Origin of the sequence: Xanthomonas citri pv. citri (genome assembly GCF_000961215.1) — a bacterium.
Classification (GTDB): Bacteria; Pseudomonadota; Gammaproteobacteria; order Xanthomonadales; family Xanthomonadaceae; genus Xanthomonas; species Xanthomonas cissicola.
In genome coordinates this window covers 3,168,500-3,185,108 of sequence record NZ_CP008998.1, presented here as the reverse complement: position 1 = coordinate 3,185,108, position 16,609 = coordinate 3,168,500, and the positions used below count along the sequence as shown (strand labels likewise).

The 16,609-nt window shown below is 66.5% G+C and carries 14 protein-coding genes and 1 other RNA gene; 11 read left to right on the top strand and 4 right to left on the bottom strand.

Annotated features, from left to right (window positions below):
* Positions 1-67: 67 nt before the first annotated feature.
* Positions 68-1,342, bottom strand: a complete 1,275-nt coding sequence (locus tag AMD14_RS14325) for a DUF4013 domain-containing protein (RefSeq protein WP_011051792.1) — start codon at positions 1,340-1,342, stop codon at positions 68-70.
* A gap of 354 nt (positions 1,343-1,696) precedes the next feature.
* On the opposite strand from AMD14_RS14325, the gene nudK reads away from it, so the two are divergent.
* Positions 1,697-2,317: a GDP-mannose pyrophosphatase NudK gene (gene nudK / locus AMD14_RS14320; protein ID WP_011051791.1), complete on the top strand. Its 621-nt coding sequence runs from the start codon at positions 1,697-1,699 to the stop codon at positions 2,315-2,317.
* A gap of 53 nt (positions 2,318-2,370) precedes the next feature.
* Here the strand turns inward: nudK and AMD14_RS14315 are convergent, their stop codons facing one another.
* The gene (locus AMD14_RS14315; protein ID WP_011051790.1) at positions 2,371-3,876 is read right to left on the bottom strand and encodes a helicase HerA-like domain-containing protein; all 1,506 of its coding nucleotides are present in this window, start codon (positions 3,874-3,876) and stop codon (positions 2,371-2,373) included.
* Positions 3,877-4,168: 292 nt separating this feature from the next.
* Between AMD14_RS14315 and AMD14_RS14310 the strand changes: the two genes are divergently transcribed.
* Positions 4,169-5,752: a transglycosylase SLT domain-containing protein gene (locus tag AMD14_RS14310; RefSeq protein WP_005914309.1), complete on the top strand. Its 1,584-nt coding sequence runs from the start codon at positions 4,169-4,171 to the stop codon at positions 5,750-5,752.
* A 405-nt stretch (positions 5,753-6,157) separates the two neighbouring features.
* Here the strand turns inward: AMD14_RS14310 and asd are convergent, their stop codons facing one another.
* Together asd and AMD14_RS14300 are read right to left on the bottom strand one after the other, a co-directional pair.
* Positions 6,158-7,000: an archaetidylserine decarboxylase gene (gene asd / locus AMD14_RS14305; RefSeq protein ID WP_011051788.1), complete on the bottom strand. Its 843-nt coding sequence runs from the start codon at positions 6,998-7,000 to the stop codon at positions 6,158-6,160.
* Positions 6,997-7,647 carry an SCO family protein gene (locus tag AMD14_RS14300; protein ID WP_015463397.1) on the bottom strand — a complete coding sequence of 217 codons (651 nt, stop codon included), beginning with the start codon at positions 7,645-7,647 and terminating at the stop codon, positions 6,997-6,999. Before AMD14_RS14300 ends, asd begins: the two co-directional genes overlap by 4 nt.
* Positions 7,648-7,727: 80 nt before the next feature.
* Between AMD14_RS14300 and prmB the strand changes: the two genes are divergently transcribed.
* From prmB to AMD14_RS14255, 9 genes are all read left to right on the top strand, one after another.
* Positions 7,728-8,654 carry a 50S ribosomal protein L3 N(5)-glutamine methyltransferase gene (prmB, locus tag AMD14_RS14295; RefSeq protein ID WP_011051787.1) on the top strand — a complete coding sequence of 309 codons (927 nt, stop codon included), beginning with the start codon at positions 7,728-7,730 and terminating at the stop codon, positions 8,652-8,654.
* A gap of 10 nt (positions 8,655-8,664) precedes the next feature.
* The gene (aroC, locus tag AMD14_RS14290; RefSeq protein ID WP_011051786.1) at positions 8,665-9,768 is read left to right on the top strand and encodes a chorismate synthase; all 1,104 of its coding nucleotides are present in this window, start codon (positions 8,665-8,667) and stop codon (positions 9,766-9,768) included.
* The gene (locus tag AMD14_RS14285) at positions 9,761-10,834 is read left to right on the top strand and encodes a 2-hydroxyacid dehydrogenase (RefSeq protein ID WP_011051785.1); all 1,074 of its coding nucleotides are present in this window, start codon (positions 9,761-9,763) and stop codon (positions 10,832-10,834) included. Before aroC ends, AMD14_RS14285 begins: the two co-directional genes overlap by 8 nt.
* Before the next feature lie 83 nt (positions 10,835-10,917).
* On the top strand, positions 10,918-11,943 hold the full coding sequence (locus tag AMD14_RS14280) for an aspartate-semialdehyde dehydrogenase (RefSeq protein WP_003485500.1): 1,026 nt from the start codon (positions 10,918-10,920) through the stop codon (positions 11,941-11,943).
* A gap of 50 nt (positions 11,944-11,993) precedes the next feature.
* Positions 11,994-12,070: non-coding RNA, sX9 sRNA (locus AMD14_RS23600), on the top strand.
* Positions 12,071-12,471: 401 nt separating this feature from the next.
* Positions 12,472-14,436 (top strand): motility hub landmark protein FimV, encoded by a 1,965-nt coding sequence (locus AMD14_RS14270; RefSeq protein ID WP_015471867.1) that lies wholly within the window; start codon positions 12,472-12,474, stop codon positions 14,434-14,436.
* The gene (locus tag AMD14_RS14265) at positions 14,433-14,840 is read left to right on the top strand and encodes a VOC family protein (RefSeq protein WP_005914300.1); all 408 of its coding nucleotides are present in this window, start codon (positions 14,433-14,435) and stop codon (positions 14,838-14,840) included. Before AMD14_RS14270 ends, AMD14_RS14265 begins: the two co-directional genes overlap by 4 nt.
* Before the next feature lie 174 nt (positions 14,841-15,014).
* Positions 15,015-15,788 (top strand): tRNA pseudouridine(38-40) synthase TruA, encoded by a 774-nt coding sequence (gene truA, locus AMD14_RS14260; RefSeq protein ID WP_003485510.1) that lies wholly within the window; start codon positions 15,015-15,017, stop codon positions 15,786-15,788.
* Positions 15,785-16,453 (top strand): phosphoribosylanthranilate isomerase, encoded by a 669-nt coding sequence (locus tag AMD14_RS14255; protein ID WP_003485511.1) that lies wholly within the window; start codon positions 15,785-15,787, stop codon positions 16,451-16,453. The genes truA and AMD14_RS14255 overlap by 4 nt, the downstream gene beginning before the upstream one ends.
* Positions 16,454-16,609 lie beyond the last annotated feature (156 nt).

Here is a 16,609-nt window from a genome sequence, read left to right as displayed (position 1 = left end):
GGCATGCATGGTTCTGCGCTTGATGGGATCTGTCCGCCTGGATCCTGCAGAAGGGGTCTTCAGCCGATCACGCCGGCTGAATCGTCACCGCTTTCAGTGCTGCATCCAGCTTCGCGCGCAGTGCTTCGTCGTCGCAGCGATCCATGGCGTCCTGCAATACGGCGCGCGCTTGATCGTCGCGACCGAAGCGCTCGGCCAGCAGCACGCCGGCGTCCAGCGACCAGGCAGGCAGCATCGGGTCGCGCGGCCATGCAGCGATGGCGGCCAGCAGGCCATCGGTGACAAGTTGGAACTGCCCGGCCATCTTTGCGCGCTCGGCCAGCAGGTTGGCCTGCTCGGGCGTCAGCGGCGTAAACCTTGCGTCGATGTCCAGCGCTTCGCGCTGCAGCGCGAGCGCACGCCGTTCCTGCTTTTCCTGCAACAGGCGATTGATGTACTGGCGGGTGTGTTCGCGTAGCTCGTCGTTGCGATGGTGTTGGCGCAGCAGGCGCTGATACAACTCGTGCACCGCCAGGCTCACCGCGCGCGAGCGCACCGCGCCACGCAAGGCCTGAAAGGCTTCGTCGGAATGGCCGTCGCGCACATACTGTTCCGCTTCGTCGAGCAGGCGCTGATCCGGGTCGCGGCGTTCGTGCGCTTCTCCGCTGCTGGGCACGTAGCCCAGCTCCTCGTGGTACTGGTACACCAGATACCCCAGCAGGTGAAAGCTGGCGAATAGCGTCCAGATCGAGGTCGCCATGACCGTGGCTGCGCGCACGAGCGGCGGTAGGTACGTGATAGCGAAAAAGACCGCTGCCGTACCGCTGCCCTGGATCACGTAGAGCAGGCCGTAGGCGGCCAGATATGGCCAGCCGATCCGCAGCGCCATGTCGATCGAGACGGCGGGATTGAGCGCCCGGCGCAGGCTGCCGTCGATGGCTAGCGAGATCAGCATGCCCGGCAGCAGCAACATGGTGCCCAGATAGGCGATGGTCAGCCCGAACGGGCCGGCGATCACGGCCCCCGCGCCGATCACGATGCCCAGCGCGATGGCCAGCAGGATCAGGCGCAGTACCGCGCTGTCGAAGCTGTTATAGCCCAGGCGCGGCGCGTCGGGCTCGCCATCGGCGGTGTGGCGCAGAATGTCGAAGGCATAGGTGTAGGTCGCCATGCCCAGCACCCCGGCAATCACCAGTTTCAGGATGCCCGGCAGCACCAGCAAAGCGCCGCACAGCGTCAATGCGATCAGCGCATACAGCGCCGAGCCACGCAGCGGGTAGGTGGCAATGGCGGGAATGCGCGTCCAGAACGGTGCGGGCGCAGCCTGCGCGGCCACCGTGCGTGCGCGAAAACGGTCTTCCATGACGCTCCCCAGGCGTGTGGTGTGATCGGATTGTGCGGTGACGTGCGCCGCCACGCAATTGGGGCGGGGGGCAAGCCGACGAACCAGGATCGCCAGCGACTGGCGACATGTCGCGGGCATGGTCTGGATATTGCTGGCCAGGCCGTGCATCAGTGCCGGCATTGCATCGGAGCATGCTGTGTCCGACAGCACCGTAAGCGCATCGGCAGACCGTCGATGCGTTGCGTGCGTGACTGTCTGAGGTTCCAGCGGAGCGACAGGTAAAATGGTGGCCCGCCGCACTCTCGCGGTCCTACGAGCGACCGCGCGCCGCAACCGTGGCACTGCCATCGCTCGCATCACAAGGAGTGTCGCTTGATTCCCTCTGCCACCGGCAACCCGCAGGTCCGCATTCGCAGCATCGATGTGCTCTCGGACAATTGGTATGTGCTACGCAAGGTGACGTTCGATTTCCAGCGCAAGGACGGCCGCTGGCAGTCCTTGTCGCGCGAGGCCTACGACCGTGGCAATGGCGCCACCATTTTGCTGTATAGCCGCGCCAGGCAGACGGTGATGCTCACCCGCCAGTTCCGCCTGCCGACGCTGCTCAATGGCAACCCGGATGGCATGTTGATCGAAGCTTGCGCAGGCCTGCTCGACCAGGACGATGCGCTGACCTGCATCCGCAAGGAAACCGAAGAGGAAACCGGCTACCGGATCGACAACGTGCGCAAGGTGTTCGAGGCCTTCATGAGCCCTGGCTCGGTCACCGAACGCCTGTACTTCTTCGTCGGCGAATACTTCGACGCCGACAAGGTTGGTGATGGCGGTGGACTCGAAGAAGACGGCGAAGAGATCGAAGTGCTGGAGCTGTCCCTGGATGCAGCATTGGCGATGATCGGCACAGGTGAGATCGCCGATGCCAAGACCATCATGCTGTTGCAGTACGCAAAGTTGCATGGTGTGTTGGAGTCCATCCACGCCAACGCGCGATAGCCCTTCAGGGCGACGGTGTCATCGAGACGTGTCGGCGGCGATGATCAAGCCGATCAACGCTTCCCACCAAAAATGCTACCGAAGATGCCGCGCACGATCTGCTGCCCGATCTTGTTGCCTACCGTGCGCGAGGTCTGCTTGGCCATCGCTTCGAGCATGCCCTGGCGGCGGTTGGTGCCGAAGACCGCGTCCTTGACCGCCTGACCGAAGCCGCTGTCGTGCGCGTCGTCGTCTGCGCGAGTGCGGGCAGGTGGTGCTGCGTTGTGTTCGGCCACCTGTTCGACACGGCGCGCCAGCAGTTCGGCCGCCGATTGGCGATTGATCGCGGTGTCGTAGCGGGTGCCGACCGGGCTGGTGGCGCGCACCTGCGTGCGTTCGGTCTCGCTGATGGCGCCCATACGGCAACGCGGCGGGGCGATCAATGTCTGCTGCACCGGCGCCGGTACGCCCTTGCCCTGCAGCGGCGATACCAGCGCCTCGCCGGTACCCAGGCTGGAGATGGCGGTGGCGACATCGAGCTTGGGATTGCCGACGAAGGTCTGCGCGGCGGTCTTCACCGCCTTCTGGTCGCGCGGCGTGTAGGCGCGCAGCGCGTGCTGCACGCGATTGCCGAGCTGGCCGAGGATATTGTCGGGAATGTCATCGGGAAACTGCGAGCAGAAATACACGCCCACGCCCTTGGAACGGATCAGGCGCACCACCTGTTCGATGCGCTGCACCAGCGCCGCCGGCGCATCGTCGAACAGCAGGTGCGCCTCGTCGAAGACGAACACCAGTGTGGGTTGTTCCAGGTCGCCCACTTCGGGCAAGCGTTCGAATAGTTCCGACAGCAGCCACAGCAGGAAGGTGGAATACAGCTTCGGCTTGAGCACCAATTGGTTGGCAGCCAGGATGCCGATCACGCCACGGCCATCCGGTGTGACGCGCATCAGTTCGGCCAGCTCCAGCGCGGGTTCACCGAAGAACTGTTCGCCGCCGTCCTGCGACAAGCGCAGCAAGGCGCGCTGGATGGCGGCCACCGATTGGCTGGACACCAGTCCGTAACTGGTGGAGAGCTCCTTGCGCTCTTGGACCACCAGCGCGAGCAGTGCACGCAGGTCGTCCAGGTCCAGCAACAGCAAGCCGCGGTCGTCGGCCAGCTTGAACACGATGTCGAGTACGCCGGACTGGGTGTCGTTGAGCTCCAGAATCCTGGCGAGCAGGGTGGGGCCCATCTCGCTGACGGTGGTACGTACCGGATGCCCGAGCTGGCCATACAGGTCCCAGAACACCACCGGGTTAGCCGCTGGGGCGTAGTCGGTCATGCCCGTATCGTTGGCGCGCTGCAGCACGCCGGCTGCCCCGTCGCCGGCCACGGCCAGGCCGGCGACATCGCCTTTTACATCGGCCAGGAACACCGGAACGCCCAGCCGCGAGAAGCCTTCGGCCAGGGTCATCAGGGTCACGGTCTTGCCGGTGCCGGTGGCGCCGGCCACCAGCCCGTGGCGATTGCCGAAGCGGGCTTCCAGCACAACCGGGATGTCGTCGGTGACGCCTTTGCCGAGCAGGAACGAGGCCATTGCGCTGATCCGGTGGGAAAGGGCCGATTCTAGCGGGCAATCCCGGCGGGCAACGCCATCCGTCAACTCAGCGGATTCTGGCAGGCAGGCTGGGTCGAACGGGCGACCACGCACACGCCACGCTGCGCCGCAGGCTCACTCAAATCATCGCGGCGATGAGCCGGTTTGCAGGTGTCGCCTGCATCGATCGCGCCCACCAAGCTAACGGCCCACTGACCCCGGCGGCCCCGCTGCCTTGCCCCGATGTTGCCCCGGCAGCTACCCTGCCTGCCTTTCCGCTGTACTGCCTACGATGCCGCTCGCTCATTTTGGTTTGCGCCCATGGCCTGTCCTGGCCGTGGTGGCGCTGATGTCTGTCGTCCCCGCCGCCCACGCCATCTCCAAACGCGACACGGAGAAGGCCGCCGCGCTCGATGCGCGCATGGCCGCCGCCGAAAAGCGCTATCGCGATGCGCTGGTGCTGGTGAACAACTCCGACCCCAAGGGCACTGCCGAAGGCGATGCCGCGCTGGAGGACATGGAAGACATCATCGACGCCTGCATCAAGCAGCGCGGTTGCCTGGTGTCCAATCAGTTGGCCACCTACAAGCGACTGCTCAAGGCGCGCGCCGATGCCGAGGCGCCGGCCGCCGAAGATCCGGAAGACGACGACACCCTGCTGCAAGCCGACCCGGACCATCTCGGCCCGGCGTCGAACGGCGTGCCCGAGGCCGCGCGTGCCGCCACGCTGCTCAACGACCAGCGCCACGACTTCGACAAGATGGTGCAGTACAACCCGGCCGTGCAGGCCGGTATCCGGCGTTGGCTCACCGATATGCGCCCGGCGCTGCTGACCAGCTACGAGAACTACAGCAACCTGCGCGGCGTGATGTGGCCGGAATGGCAGAAGCGCGGCCTTCCCGAAGCGTTGCTGTTCGGCATCATGGCCAAGGAATCCAACGGCAAGGTGCACGCCAGCTCGCGCGCTGGTGCAGCCGGGTTGATGCAGTTCATGCCCGCCACCGGACGTCGCTTCGGGCTGGGCCCGGACGGCACCGGCTTCGATACGCGCTTCGATGCACGCAGCGCCGCCGAAGCCAGCGCCGCCTACCTCAACGAGCGCATGGCCGGGCTTAACCGAAGCATCGAACTGGCGCTGGCCGCCTACAACGGTGGCGAAGGCCGTGCCGCGCGCGTGTTTTCGCAGAGCGGCGGGCGCGGCTTCTGGGATCAGGACGTCTACAACCAGTTCCCGGCCGAAACCAAGGACTACGTGCCGATGGTGATCGCGGCGGCGTGGATCTTCCTGCACCCGCGCCAGTATGGGGTGGACTTCCCCAAGCTCGATGCGCAGCCGGCCACGCTCAAGCTGGCCAAGTCGACCACCATCTACGAACTCACCATCTGCCTGGGCAGCATGGGTACACGCGACGGCTACATGCGTGCGCTGCGCAATCTCAACCCGCGTTACGAATCCGATGGCTGGATTCCGGCCGGCACGGTCATCAATGCCACCAACCGCATCGTCAACCTCTACACCCGTTACTGCGTCAATGGCCCGCGTGCGGATCTGGCGCGCACCCTGATCACTGCCGATCTCAACAGCGCGATCGTGCGCAGCAGCAGCGCGCCCGAGTACGTGCCAAGCGTGGCGGTGGGCGATGTCAGCCAGATGGCGGGCGTCCCGACCACCGTCGCCACCGGTCAGCCGGCAGTTGCCAAGCCCAAGGCCAAGCAGGTGCGCAGCTACACCATCGCCCGGGGCGACACGCTCGGTCGCGTTGCGCAGAAATACCAATGCGAGATCAAGGAGCTGGCCAAGGCCAACGGCTTGAAGGCGCCGTCGTATGCGCTCAAGCCGGGTCAGAGCATCAAACTGGCGGGTTGCGATCGCTGAACCGTGCGCTGGCGGTGCCGTGCTGATCGCCGCACCCTCTAGACGGCGGTGCGCATCGGCCTGAACCCTGGCGTGGGGCAGGCCAGCCGCGCGAACGCCGTTTTTGCTAGCCCGGCACGGGCAGCGTGTTTGCAGTCGTAAGGTTTGGCAAACGGCGCGTGGGTGCGCGACGCGTTGTCCGGAATGCTTCGTCGCGGCCCGGTCCGCTCCTACCGATGGCGGCGAGCGCACGACAAGCCTGGTTGCCGTAGGGGCGGACCCGGCCGCGACGAAGCCGTGCAAATAGCCCGTTTTATGCCGGATGTTCTTTATCTGAAGCTGAGCAAGATGGCGTGCGCGTAGGGCGGCGCATCGTCGGGAATGCCTGGCCGCGCCAGGTCCGCTCCTACGACGCGTCGTTGCAATTCACTGACGACGGGCGAGTGCCTGGCCAAGACGAACCGATGTTTCGGCCGCAAGTCCGCCATCGAGCGTGGCCACACCCGGCGGCAGCAACACGATCACGGTCGAGCCGTAGTTGAAGCGCGCCATCTCCGCGAACTTCTCCAGCACGACGCCCTTGCCGCGATAGTCCTTGCGCGTGATGCGGTCGCCATAGCGCGGAATCTCCACGCCGCTCCAGACCGTCTCCACGCCCGAGACCAATAACGCGCCAACCATCACCGAAGCCATCGGGCCGAACTCGGTGTCGAAGTGACACACCAGCCGCTCGTTGCGCGCGAACAGGCGCGGCACCTTGCGCACTGCATCCGGGCCCACACTGAACAGCCGGCCGGGCACATGCACGGTTTCGCGCAGGGTGCCGGTCCACGGCATATGCACGCGGTGGTAGTCCTTGGGCGACAGATACACGGTGGCGAACACGCCGTCGTTGAATGGCGCTGCCGCGGCTTCGTCGCCGAGCAATTCTGCAGCAGTGAACGACTGCCCCTTGGCCTGGAAAATGCGGCCGTTCTCGACCGGGCCGAGCTGGCTGATGCGGCCGTCGGCCGGCATCAGCACTGCCGAAGGGTCGGCATCCGGCACGCGCGCGCCGGGCTTCAAGGCGCGGGTAAAAAACGCGTTGAAGGTGGGGTAGGCGTGCGGATCCGGCTCCTGCGCTTCACTCAGATCCACACCGAACTTACGCGTCACCGTGTCGATCAACCACTGCTTGGTGGACGGTGTCTGCGAATAGGCCAGCGCGCGTGCCAGCGACGACAGCAGCCGGTGCGGCAGCACGTAGGTCAGGGAAGTGACAAGACTCACGGAGCGGTTACCTTGGTCAGCTGTTGGAGGTCGGCGGCAATCGCCTTCGGGTCGAGCGGGGGGCGGATCAGGCCGGCCAGGCGGCCCTGCGGATCGAGCACGGCGATGCCGGCCGAGTGGTCCATGCTGTAGTCGTTGGGATTTTGCGCATAGCCCTTGCCAGGGACCTTTTGGAACACGAAGCCCAGCGCGGTGGCGAAGCGCTCCAGCGCCGGCACGTCGGCAGTGGCGGCCAGGGTGTCCTTGTGGAAGGCATGCGCGTACTCGCCCAGGCGCGCAGGCGGATCGCGCTGCGGGTCCACCGACACGAACAGCACGCGCGGGCGCAAGCCATCGGGAATGGCTTCCCATTGCTGTTGCGCCACCGCCAGATCGGTCAAGGTGGTGGGGCAGACATCGGGGCAGAACGTGAAGCCCAGAAACACCAGCGTCCAATGTCCCTTGAGCTCGCCGGGCACCAGTTGGGTGCCGTCGGACTGGCGCAGGCTGAATTGCGGCAGCGGGCGCGGCTGCGGATAAAAGGTGATGGTCTTGGTGGGTGGCCATGGCGAACTGGGCGCGCCGCCAAGGAACTTCTGGCCCAGCAACATCCCCAGGCCAGCGGCCAGGGCCACCAGCAGCACGATGCCGGTATTGCGATTGAACATGGCGGTTTCCACTGCAACGGACGCTCATGATACCGATCCGACCTCTATAATCGGGGGCCGATTCCTCTTTAGTTGTTGCCATGACTGCCGCCGCGGCCGACGAACTGCACACCATCATCGACCTGATCCGCTACGGCACCAGCCGTTTCAATGCAGCCGGTCTGACCTTCGGCCACAGCTACGACAATGCGTTGGACGAAGCCACCCAACTGGTCCTGCACAGCCTGCATCTGCCGCACGATCTGGGTCCGGCCTATGGCCAGGCGCGCTTGCTGCGTTCGGAAAAAGAGCAGGTGCTCGGCCTGTTCGAGCGCCGTATCAGCGAGCGCGTGCCGGCGGCGTACCTGACCGGCGAGGCCTGGTTTGCCGGCCTGAGTTTCAAGAGCGATGCGCGTGCGCTGGTGCCGCGTTCGCCGATCGCCGAACTGATCGAAGCCGGCTTCGAGCCCTGGCTGGGCGGCCGCGAAGTGACCCGAGCGCTGGACCTGTGCACCGGTTCGGGCTGTATCGCCATTGCGATGGGCCACTACAACCCGCAGTGGGACGTGGATGGCGTGGACATCAGCGACGATGCGCTGGCGCTGGCGGCCGAAAACAAGGCGCGCCTGCATGCCGACAACATCACCTTGCTCAAGTCGGACCTGTTCAGCGGTCTGGGCGGTCGCCAGTACGACCTGATCGTCACCAACCCGCCGTACGTGACCAACGAGGAAACCGACGCGCTGCCGCAGGAGTATTCCTACGAGCCCGAACTCGGCCTGCGTGCCGGCGACGATGGCCTGGACCTGGTGCTGAAGATCCTGCGCGATGCGCCGCAGCACCTGAGCGAAGACGGCTTGCTGATCTGCGAAGTGGGCGAATCCGAGCAGCACCTGGTCAGGCTGTTGCCGGAAGTGGATCTGGCCTGGGTCGAGTTCAAGGTCGGGCAGATGGGCATCTTCGCGGTGGAATGCCGCGAATTGATCGCCCACGGCGCCCGCATCGCCGAGCTGGCCGCGCAGCGATGAGCCTGCGCGCATGAGTGCCAATTCGTTCGGCAAGCTGTTCACTGTCACCACCTTTGGCGAATCGCACGGGCCGGCGATCGGCTGCGTCGTCGACGGCTGCCCTCCCGGCCTGGAGATTGCGCCGGAAGAGTTCACCCACGATCTGCAGCGCCGTGCCAGCGGCAAGAGCCGGCACACCTCGGCGCGCCGCGAGGCCGATGAGATCGAGATCCTGTCCGGCGTGTACGAAGGCCGTACCACCGGCACGCCGATCGGCTTGCTGATCCGCAATACCGATCAGCGCAGCAAGGATTACAGCAACATCGCCCAGCAGTTCCGTCCGGGCCATGCGGATTACACCTACTGGCAGAAGTACGGCATTCGCGATCCGCGCGGCGGCGGGCGCTCGTCGGCGCGCGAAACCACCATGCGCGTCGCCGCGGGCGTGATCGCCAAGAAGTGGCTCAAGCAACGGTATGGCGTGCTGGTGCGCGGGTTCCTGTCGCAGCTGGGCGAGATCCGTCCCGCTGGTTTCGACTGGGATGCGGTGGAAGACAACCCGTTTTTCTGGCCGCATGCCGCGCAGGTGCCGGAGCTGGAAACCTATATGGACGCGCTGCGTAAATCCGGCGATTCGGTCGGTGCGCGCGTGGACGTGGTGGCCGGCGGCGTGCCCGCAGGCTGGGGCGAGCCGATCTACGGCAAGCTCGATGCCGAACTTGCCGCTGCGTTGATGAGCATCAATGCGGTCAAGGGCGTGGAGATCGGCGACGGCTTCGCCAGCGCCGCGCAGAGGGGCACCGAACACCGCGACCTGATCACCCCGGAAGGCTTTCTCAGCAACCATGCCGGCGGCATCCTGGGCGGGATCTCCACTGGCCAGGCGGTCACCGCCTCGATGGTGCTCAAGCCCACCTCCAGCCTGCGCCTGCCCGGCGCCACGGTGGATGCCGATGGCAGCGTGGTCGATGTGATCACCACCGGCCGGCACGACCCGTGCGTGGGCATCCGCGCCACCCCGATCGCCGAGGCGATGATGGCGCTGGTGCTGATGGACCAGGCGCTGCGCCACCGTGCGCAGTGCGGCGATGTAGGTGAGGTGTCGCCGCGCATTCCCGGTCAGGTCGATGTCTGACGGCCGTCGCGCCAGGGTGTGGGTCAGCCAGCCGTTGTTCGACGATGTCGTCGCGCAGCTGGGCGAGCATTTCGAGCTGACCACCACGCAGCGCGTCAGCGCGTATTCGCCGGCCGAACTGGCCGCGCAGCTGGCACCGCTGGACGGCGCCCTGATCACCCTCAACGAGCGCATCGGCGCGGCCGAAATCGCGGCGGCCCCGCAGTTGCGCGCCATCGCCAATGTCGGCGTGGGCTACAACAATCTGGATCTGGATGCGCTGAGCGCGGCCGGCATCCTGGCCAGCAACACGCCCGACGTGCTCACCGAAACCACGGCCGACCTGGGTTTTGCGTTGCTGATGGCCACCGCGCGCCGCATCACCGAATCCGAGCGCTGGCTGCGCGACGGGCAATGGGGGCAATGGTCGTTCAAGACCATGCTCGGTGCCGATATCCATGGCAGCACGCTCGGCATCCTGGGCATGGGCCGGATCGGGCAGGGCATCGCACGGCGCGGCGCGCACGGCTTCGGCATGCGCGTGCTGTATCACAACCGCAGCCAGTTGCCGGCCGCTACCGAACAGGCGCTGGGCGCACGGTACGTGGATTTCGACACCCTACTGGCGCAGTCCGATCACCTGGTGCTGGTGTTGCCATACACCAAGGACTCGCACCACATCGTCGACGCGGCGGCGCTGGGCAAGATGCGCGCCACCGCCACACTGGTGAACATCGCGCGCGGCGGCATCGTCGATGAGCTGGCGCTGGCCGATGCGCTGGCCAACGGGCGTTTGGCTGGCGCCGGCCTGGATGTCTACGAGGGCGAGCCGCGCGTGCGGCCGGAGCTGCTGGCGCTCAATAACGTGGTGCTCACCCCGCATATCGGCAGCGCCAGCCTGGCCACGCGCCGCGCGATGGTGCAACTGGCGGTGGACAACCTGATCGCTGCGCTGGGCAAGGGCCCTCGTGCCGGCCATCCGCCGAGCGCGCTCAATGCCGCCGCGGTTGCCGCTGCCAAACGTGGCGGCACCGGCGCGGATGCGAAAAAAGCCGGCGTCACCGGCACCATCTCGACCAAACGATAGGGAACCTCCGCGGCCAGCATTGGAGGTTCCCCGAACCCAGCGCGCAGTGCTTCCTCATTTCCCCTTTCGATAAAGACAAACTCATGAGCAACGAAAACCGTCGTTTCAACGTCGCGGTCGTGGGCGCCACCGGCGCTGTCGGCGAGACCATGCTGAGCATCCTGGCCGAGCGCAACTTCCCGGTCGCCACCCTGTACGCACTGGCGTCGGCGCGCTCGGCCGGCGGGCAGGTGGAGTTCAATGGCGGCAAGGTCGATGTGCTGGACCTGGCCGAGTTCGACCCCGCCGGCGTGGATATCGCGCTGTTCTCCGCAGGTGGCAGCGTGTCCAAGGAATACGGCCCCAAGTTCGCCGCTGCCGGCGCGGTGGTGATCGATAACTCGTCGGCGTTCCGCTACGACGACGACGTGCCGCTGGTGGTCTCCGAGGTCAACCCTGAAGCGCTCAAGCAGCGCCCGCGCGGCATCGTCGCCAATCCCAATTGCTCGACCATGCAGATGCTGGTGGCACTGGGCCCGATCCACCGCACCTACGGCATCGAGCGCATCAATGTGGCGACCTACCAGTCGGTCTCCGGCGGCGGGCGCTCGGCGATGGAAGAACTGGGCAAGCAGACCAGCGAGCTGCTGAGCTTCCAGGACATAGACCCGCAGCGGTTCCCGGTGCAGATCGCCTTCAACCTGATTCCGCACATCGACGACTTCCAGGACAACGGCTACACCAAGGAAGAGATGAAGCTGGTCTGGGAAACCCGCAAGATCCTCGGCGACGACAGCATCCAGGTGAACCCCACCGCGGTGCGCGTGCCGGTGTTCTATGGCCACTCCGAAGCCGTGGCGATCGAAACCCGCGACAAGATCACCGTGGAAGCGGCGCGCGCGCTGCTGGCAGCATCGCCGGGCGTGGAAGTGGTGGACGAGCGCGCCCCCGGCGGCTACCCGACGCCGGTCACGCACGCCTCGGGCAAGGACGCGGTGTTCGTCGGTCGCATCCGCGAAGACTTTTCGCACCCGCGTGGCCTGAACCTGTGGATCGTCTCCGACAACATCCGCAAGGGCGCCGCGCTCAACGCCGTGCAGTTGGCCGAACTGGTCGCACAGGAAGGCTGAGGGTCGCGATAAAAGCGACCGCGCAGCCGCTATGCGGGCGTGGCCGGTGCAGGCATCACCCGGCCACAGCGGTGCCGAGCGCGCCGTCCGCACCCGCATGACGACCGGTCGAGACGTGTTGTTGGCGTTCTGGACCGCCGTGCACGTGCTGGAGCGTTCCGGCGCGCGACGATGCTTTCCAAAGAGACTCACCGCGCGCAAGCGCTCCGGCTGGGTGCAGGTCGGCGCGTGGAAGGTCGGCTCGATTCTCAACCAAAGTTCAACCTGCAGGCGCGCTGCCCATCGCGCGCCTGCAGACATACGCACGTGCGCGTGTCGCCTCGCACCACGCAAGCTGCCGACAAGCCGTTGCACGCTTGATGCCTCGCGCAGTGTCATCGCCCATCAGCGCGTGCCGGTTTGCATTGGCCACGCATGCATGCCGCACTGCGGCAGTGTCGCCGTCGCAGCGCTCTGCGTCACGGCACCGACTTTTTCGCTCATCCAGCGGCTATATTGATGCCCATGAAACATAGGGGCGGGGGCGCGATGCGTCCGATACAAGGCATAGGTGCGTTGCTGCTGATGGCCTGCAGCGGCGCTGCAATGGCGTTGGGACTGGGCGATATCCGGGTGCTGTCCAAGCCCGGGCAACCGCTGGTGGCCGAGATTCCGGTCATCTCCAACGAGCCGGGCGAACTCGACAGCGCGCGTGTGGCACTGGCATCGGCCACTACGTTTGCGCGGGTCGGCCTGGAGCGTCCGCAAGGGCTGGTCAGCAATCTGCAGTTCCAGTTCGCGCAGGACGCGCGCGGGCGTGCGGTGATCCGCGTGACCAGCAGCCAGGCGGTGGACCAGCCGGCGATCAACTTCCTGATCGAAGTGGAGTGGGGCCAGGGCCGGCTGGTGCGCGAATATTCCGCCTTGGTCGATGCGCCCAACACCGCGGCCGCGATTGCCGAGCCGGCCATCGAAGCGCCGCGTGCCGGTTCCAGCAATGCGATTGCACGCGAGCCGGCGCCGGTCGCCGACCGCGCCGCGCAAGACAACGCCAGGACCGAAGCCGCCGCGCGTGCAACTGCCAGTGCATCTGCTGCGGCTGCCACGCAGGCCGGCGATGCGTTGCCGGCCGTGCGCGCGGGCCAGACCTTGTCGGAGATCGCCGCGGGGGTGGCGCGTTCCAGCGGGCATTCGCTGGACCAGACCATGCTGGCGTTGCTGCGCACCAACCCGGACGCCTTCATCAACGGCAACATCAACCGCCTGAAGCAGGGCGCGGTGCTGCGCACGCCGCAGGAAGATGCGCTTGCCCAGGTCGGTGCGGCCGAAGCGGCGGTCATGGTGCGTGAGCAGGCCGCCCAGTGGCGGCAGGCGCGATCGGCGGTGCCGCAACCGGCCGAGGCCGGCGCTGCCGCTGCCGCTGCCGCAACGCCGCCGGCCGCCACGCCTGCCGCAGCGGCCGGCAACGGCGCGCGGCTCGAAATCGCCCCTGCAGTGGCGAGTCAGACCAACAAGGCCGGCGTTACGTCCGGCACCAGTGCCGAAGGCGAGGGCGAGATGGCGGCCAATCAACAGTTGCAGCAGGCCAAGGAAGACATCGCCACCCGCGATGCGGAGTTGCAGGACCTGCGGAGCCGCGTGGCGGATCTGGAAAAGCTCAAGCAGCAACAGCAAGCGCTGATCGCCATGAAGGACAGCGATCTGGCGGCCGCACAGAAGCGCCTGTCGGAAACCCCTGCGGCCGCGCAACAGGGGGGCGGTTTTCCGCTGTGGTTGATCGGCGGGCTGGTGTTGATCGTCGCTGCCGTGGTGGCGTGGCTGGCCGCGCGTCGTCGCAAGCCCTCACCGCTGCCGCCGTTGCCGCGTCGGCAGTTCGACTTCGTCCTGCCTGGCGCGCCGGTGCAGGCCGCCGAACCGCAAGAGGCGACGCAAACCGCCGAGCCCAGCGAGCGCGATGTGGTGCACGAGACCGAATTCGAGCAGGCCGATCTGCGCGACGAAGAGCGCGCCCAGGACGCGCACCAACCGTTGTCGGACGTGCTGCGTCGCGAGCCGCTGCCGTCTGAACCGGCTGCTGCGCCCACGGCGGTCAATAGCGACGATTGGCGTGCGCTGCGTGCCACGCCGCCGGTGGCGGCAACGCCGGCGCCGCACACCACGCCCGTCGACGAGGCGCAGGCTCCGCCGCACCTGGCGTCCGAGGCTGTGGAGACGAGCCACGCAGACGTCGCGCCTACGATCCGCGATGTCCCGTCTGCGGTGTCCCCTGTCGCGGTGGCCACGCAAGACAGCCTGGATTTCGAGCGTTCGCCTGCGACACCGGGTACCGCGCCCGGCCCGTCGGCCAGCAGCCGGGACGTCGCCTCGGCCGGGCGCGATCGCCTGGAACTGGCAGCGGCCTACCTGGACCTGGGCGACAAGGACACCGCGCGCGGCCTGCTGCTGGAAGTTGCCGCCACCGGCGACGACGCCACCCGCGCCGAAGCCGCCGAACTGCTGGAACGCCTGGCATGAGCCCGGCGATCGATCGCCTCCCGGCGCAGGAAAGTGACGCACGCGAGCGCCGGATCGACTATGTGGAGTTCGCCTCCATCGATCCGGACGCCAGCCGTGCGTTCTTCGAAGCGGTGTTCGGTTGGCAATTCCAGGCCTACGGCCCGGACTATCTGGCCTTCAACGATGGCCGCCTGGACGGCGGCTTCTACCGTGCAGCCGCGCCAGCGCCGGACGAGGGTGGACCATTGGTTGTGCTGTATGCCGACGCGTTGGCCCCGGTGATCGAGCGCGTGCGTGGCGCAGGCGGGGTGATCGTCAAGCCGGTCTTCGGCTTTCCGGGCGGCAGCCGGTTTCATTTCCGCGAGCCCGGCGGCACCACGTTGGCCGTGTGGTCCGAGCGCAGCGTCGCGTCCGGCGACTGACCACGCGCTTGCGTGCCGGCCGCGCGCGCGTTGCAGCGGCTCGGCACACACCAGGCAATGCGGCTCGTACACTTCACCTTCTTTGCAGCGGCGGGGCTGTGCTGGCAATCGCCGGCGATGGCGGCAGCATGACCGGACGCAGATTTCATCGATTCACTCATAGGGCAGGTACCGATGCGTTACGCGCTGGGCGTGGAATACGACGGCAGCGAGTTCCAGGGCTGGCAGCAGTTGGGCGAGCATGGCGGGCCGAGCGTGCAGGCCAGCCTGCAGGCAGCTTTGTCGTCGGTGGCCGATGCCCCTGTGCAGGTGGTGTGCGCAGGCCGCACCGATGCCGGCGTGCACGGCGAATGCCAGGTGGTGCATTTCGACAGCGATGCGCGCCGCGAGCCGCGTGGCTGGATGCTGGGCACCACTGCGCGCCTGCCGCCGTCGATCGCCGTGCGCTGGTGCGTACCGGCTGCCGATGACTTCCACGCGCGCTTTTCCGCGCGCGCGCGTCGTTACCGCTATCGCCTGCTCAATCGGCAGATTCGCCCGGCCCTGTATCGGCAGACCCTGAGCTGGGAGCGTCGCCCGCTCGACGCCGATGCCATGCATGGCGCAGCGCAGGCGTTATTGGGCGAGAACGATTTCAGCGCGTTCCGCAGCGTGCAATGTCAGGCCTTGCACGCGCGCCGTCACCTGCAGGCCATCCATGTGCAGCGTATCGGCGAGGTGGTGGAGGTGCAGGTCCAGGCCAATGCATTCCTTCATCACATGGTGCGGAATATTGTGGGTTCGCTGATTTTGGTCGGTACCGGCGAACAGCCGGCCGACTGGATCGCGACGTTGCTCGCCGGACGCGACCGCACTGTGGCCGGCCCGACAGCGCCGCCACAAGGTCTGGTATTTATCGGACCTCTGTATCCTGCAGAGTGGCATCTGCCTGCTGAGGTGACCCAATGAATCGATCGCTGTACCGCACCCGTATCAAGTTTTGTGGCATGACCCGCGCCGGCGATATCCGGCTGGCCGGCGAACTGGGTGTGGACGCGGTAGGTTTCATCTTTGCGCATGGCAGTCCGCGGCGCGTGGCGCCGGCCGAGGCGCGCGCGATGCGCCAGGCCACCGCGCCGATGGTCGATGTGGTGGCATTGTTTCGCAACAATTCGAAAGAAGAAGTGCGCGAAGTGGTGCGCACCGTGCGCCCGACCCTGTTGCAGTTCCATGGCGAGGAAGACGACGCGTTCTGCCGTAGCTTCAACCTGCCGTATCTCAAGGCGGTGCCGATGGGCAGCAGCGGCGTGAATGGCGAAGACGCCAACGCGCGCACGCTGCAACTGTCCTATCCCAATACCGCGGGTTTTCTGTTCGACAGCCATGCGCCCGGCGCTGGCGGCGGCACCGGCAAGACCTTCGACTGGTCGCGCTTGCCCACCGGCTTGCATCGTCCGTTCCTGTTGGCCGGTGGCATCAACGCCGACAACGTGTTCGACGCCATCGTGGCCACGTTGCCCTGGGGCGTGGATGTTTCCAGTGGCGTGGAGTTGGCGCCTGGCATCAAGGACGGCCACAAGATGCGCAAGTTCGTCGAGGAAGTACGGCGGGCGGATTGTCACGAGATGTCGTGAAGGTGGGGGTAGGGATTCGGGATTCGCAGCAGCGGCTACGCCAAGGCGTCTGAGCGCTGCTTGTTGCGCGCAGCGCCGCTGCGTCTGGGTCCACTGGGCAGTCGCTTCCTCCCTGCGTGTGTTCGCAATCCCCTGCTATTGGTGATGTGGTCATGT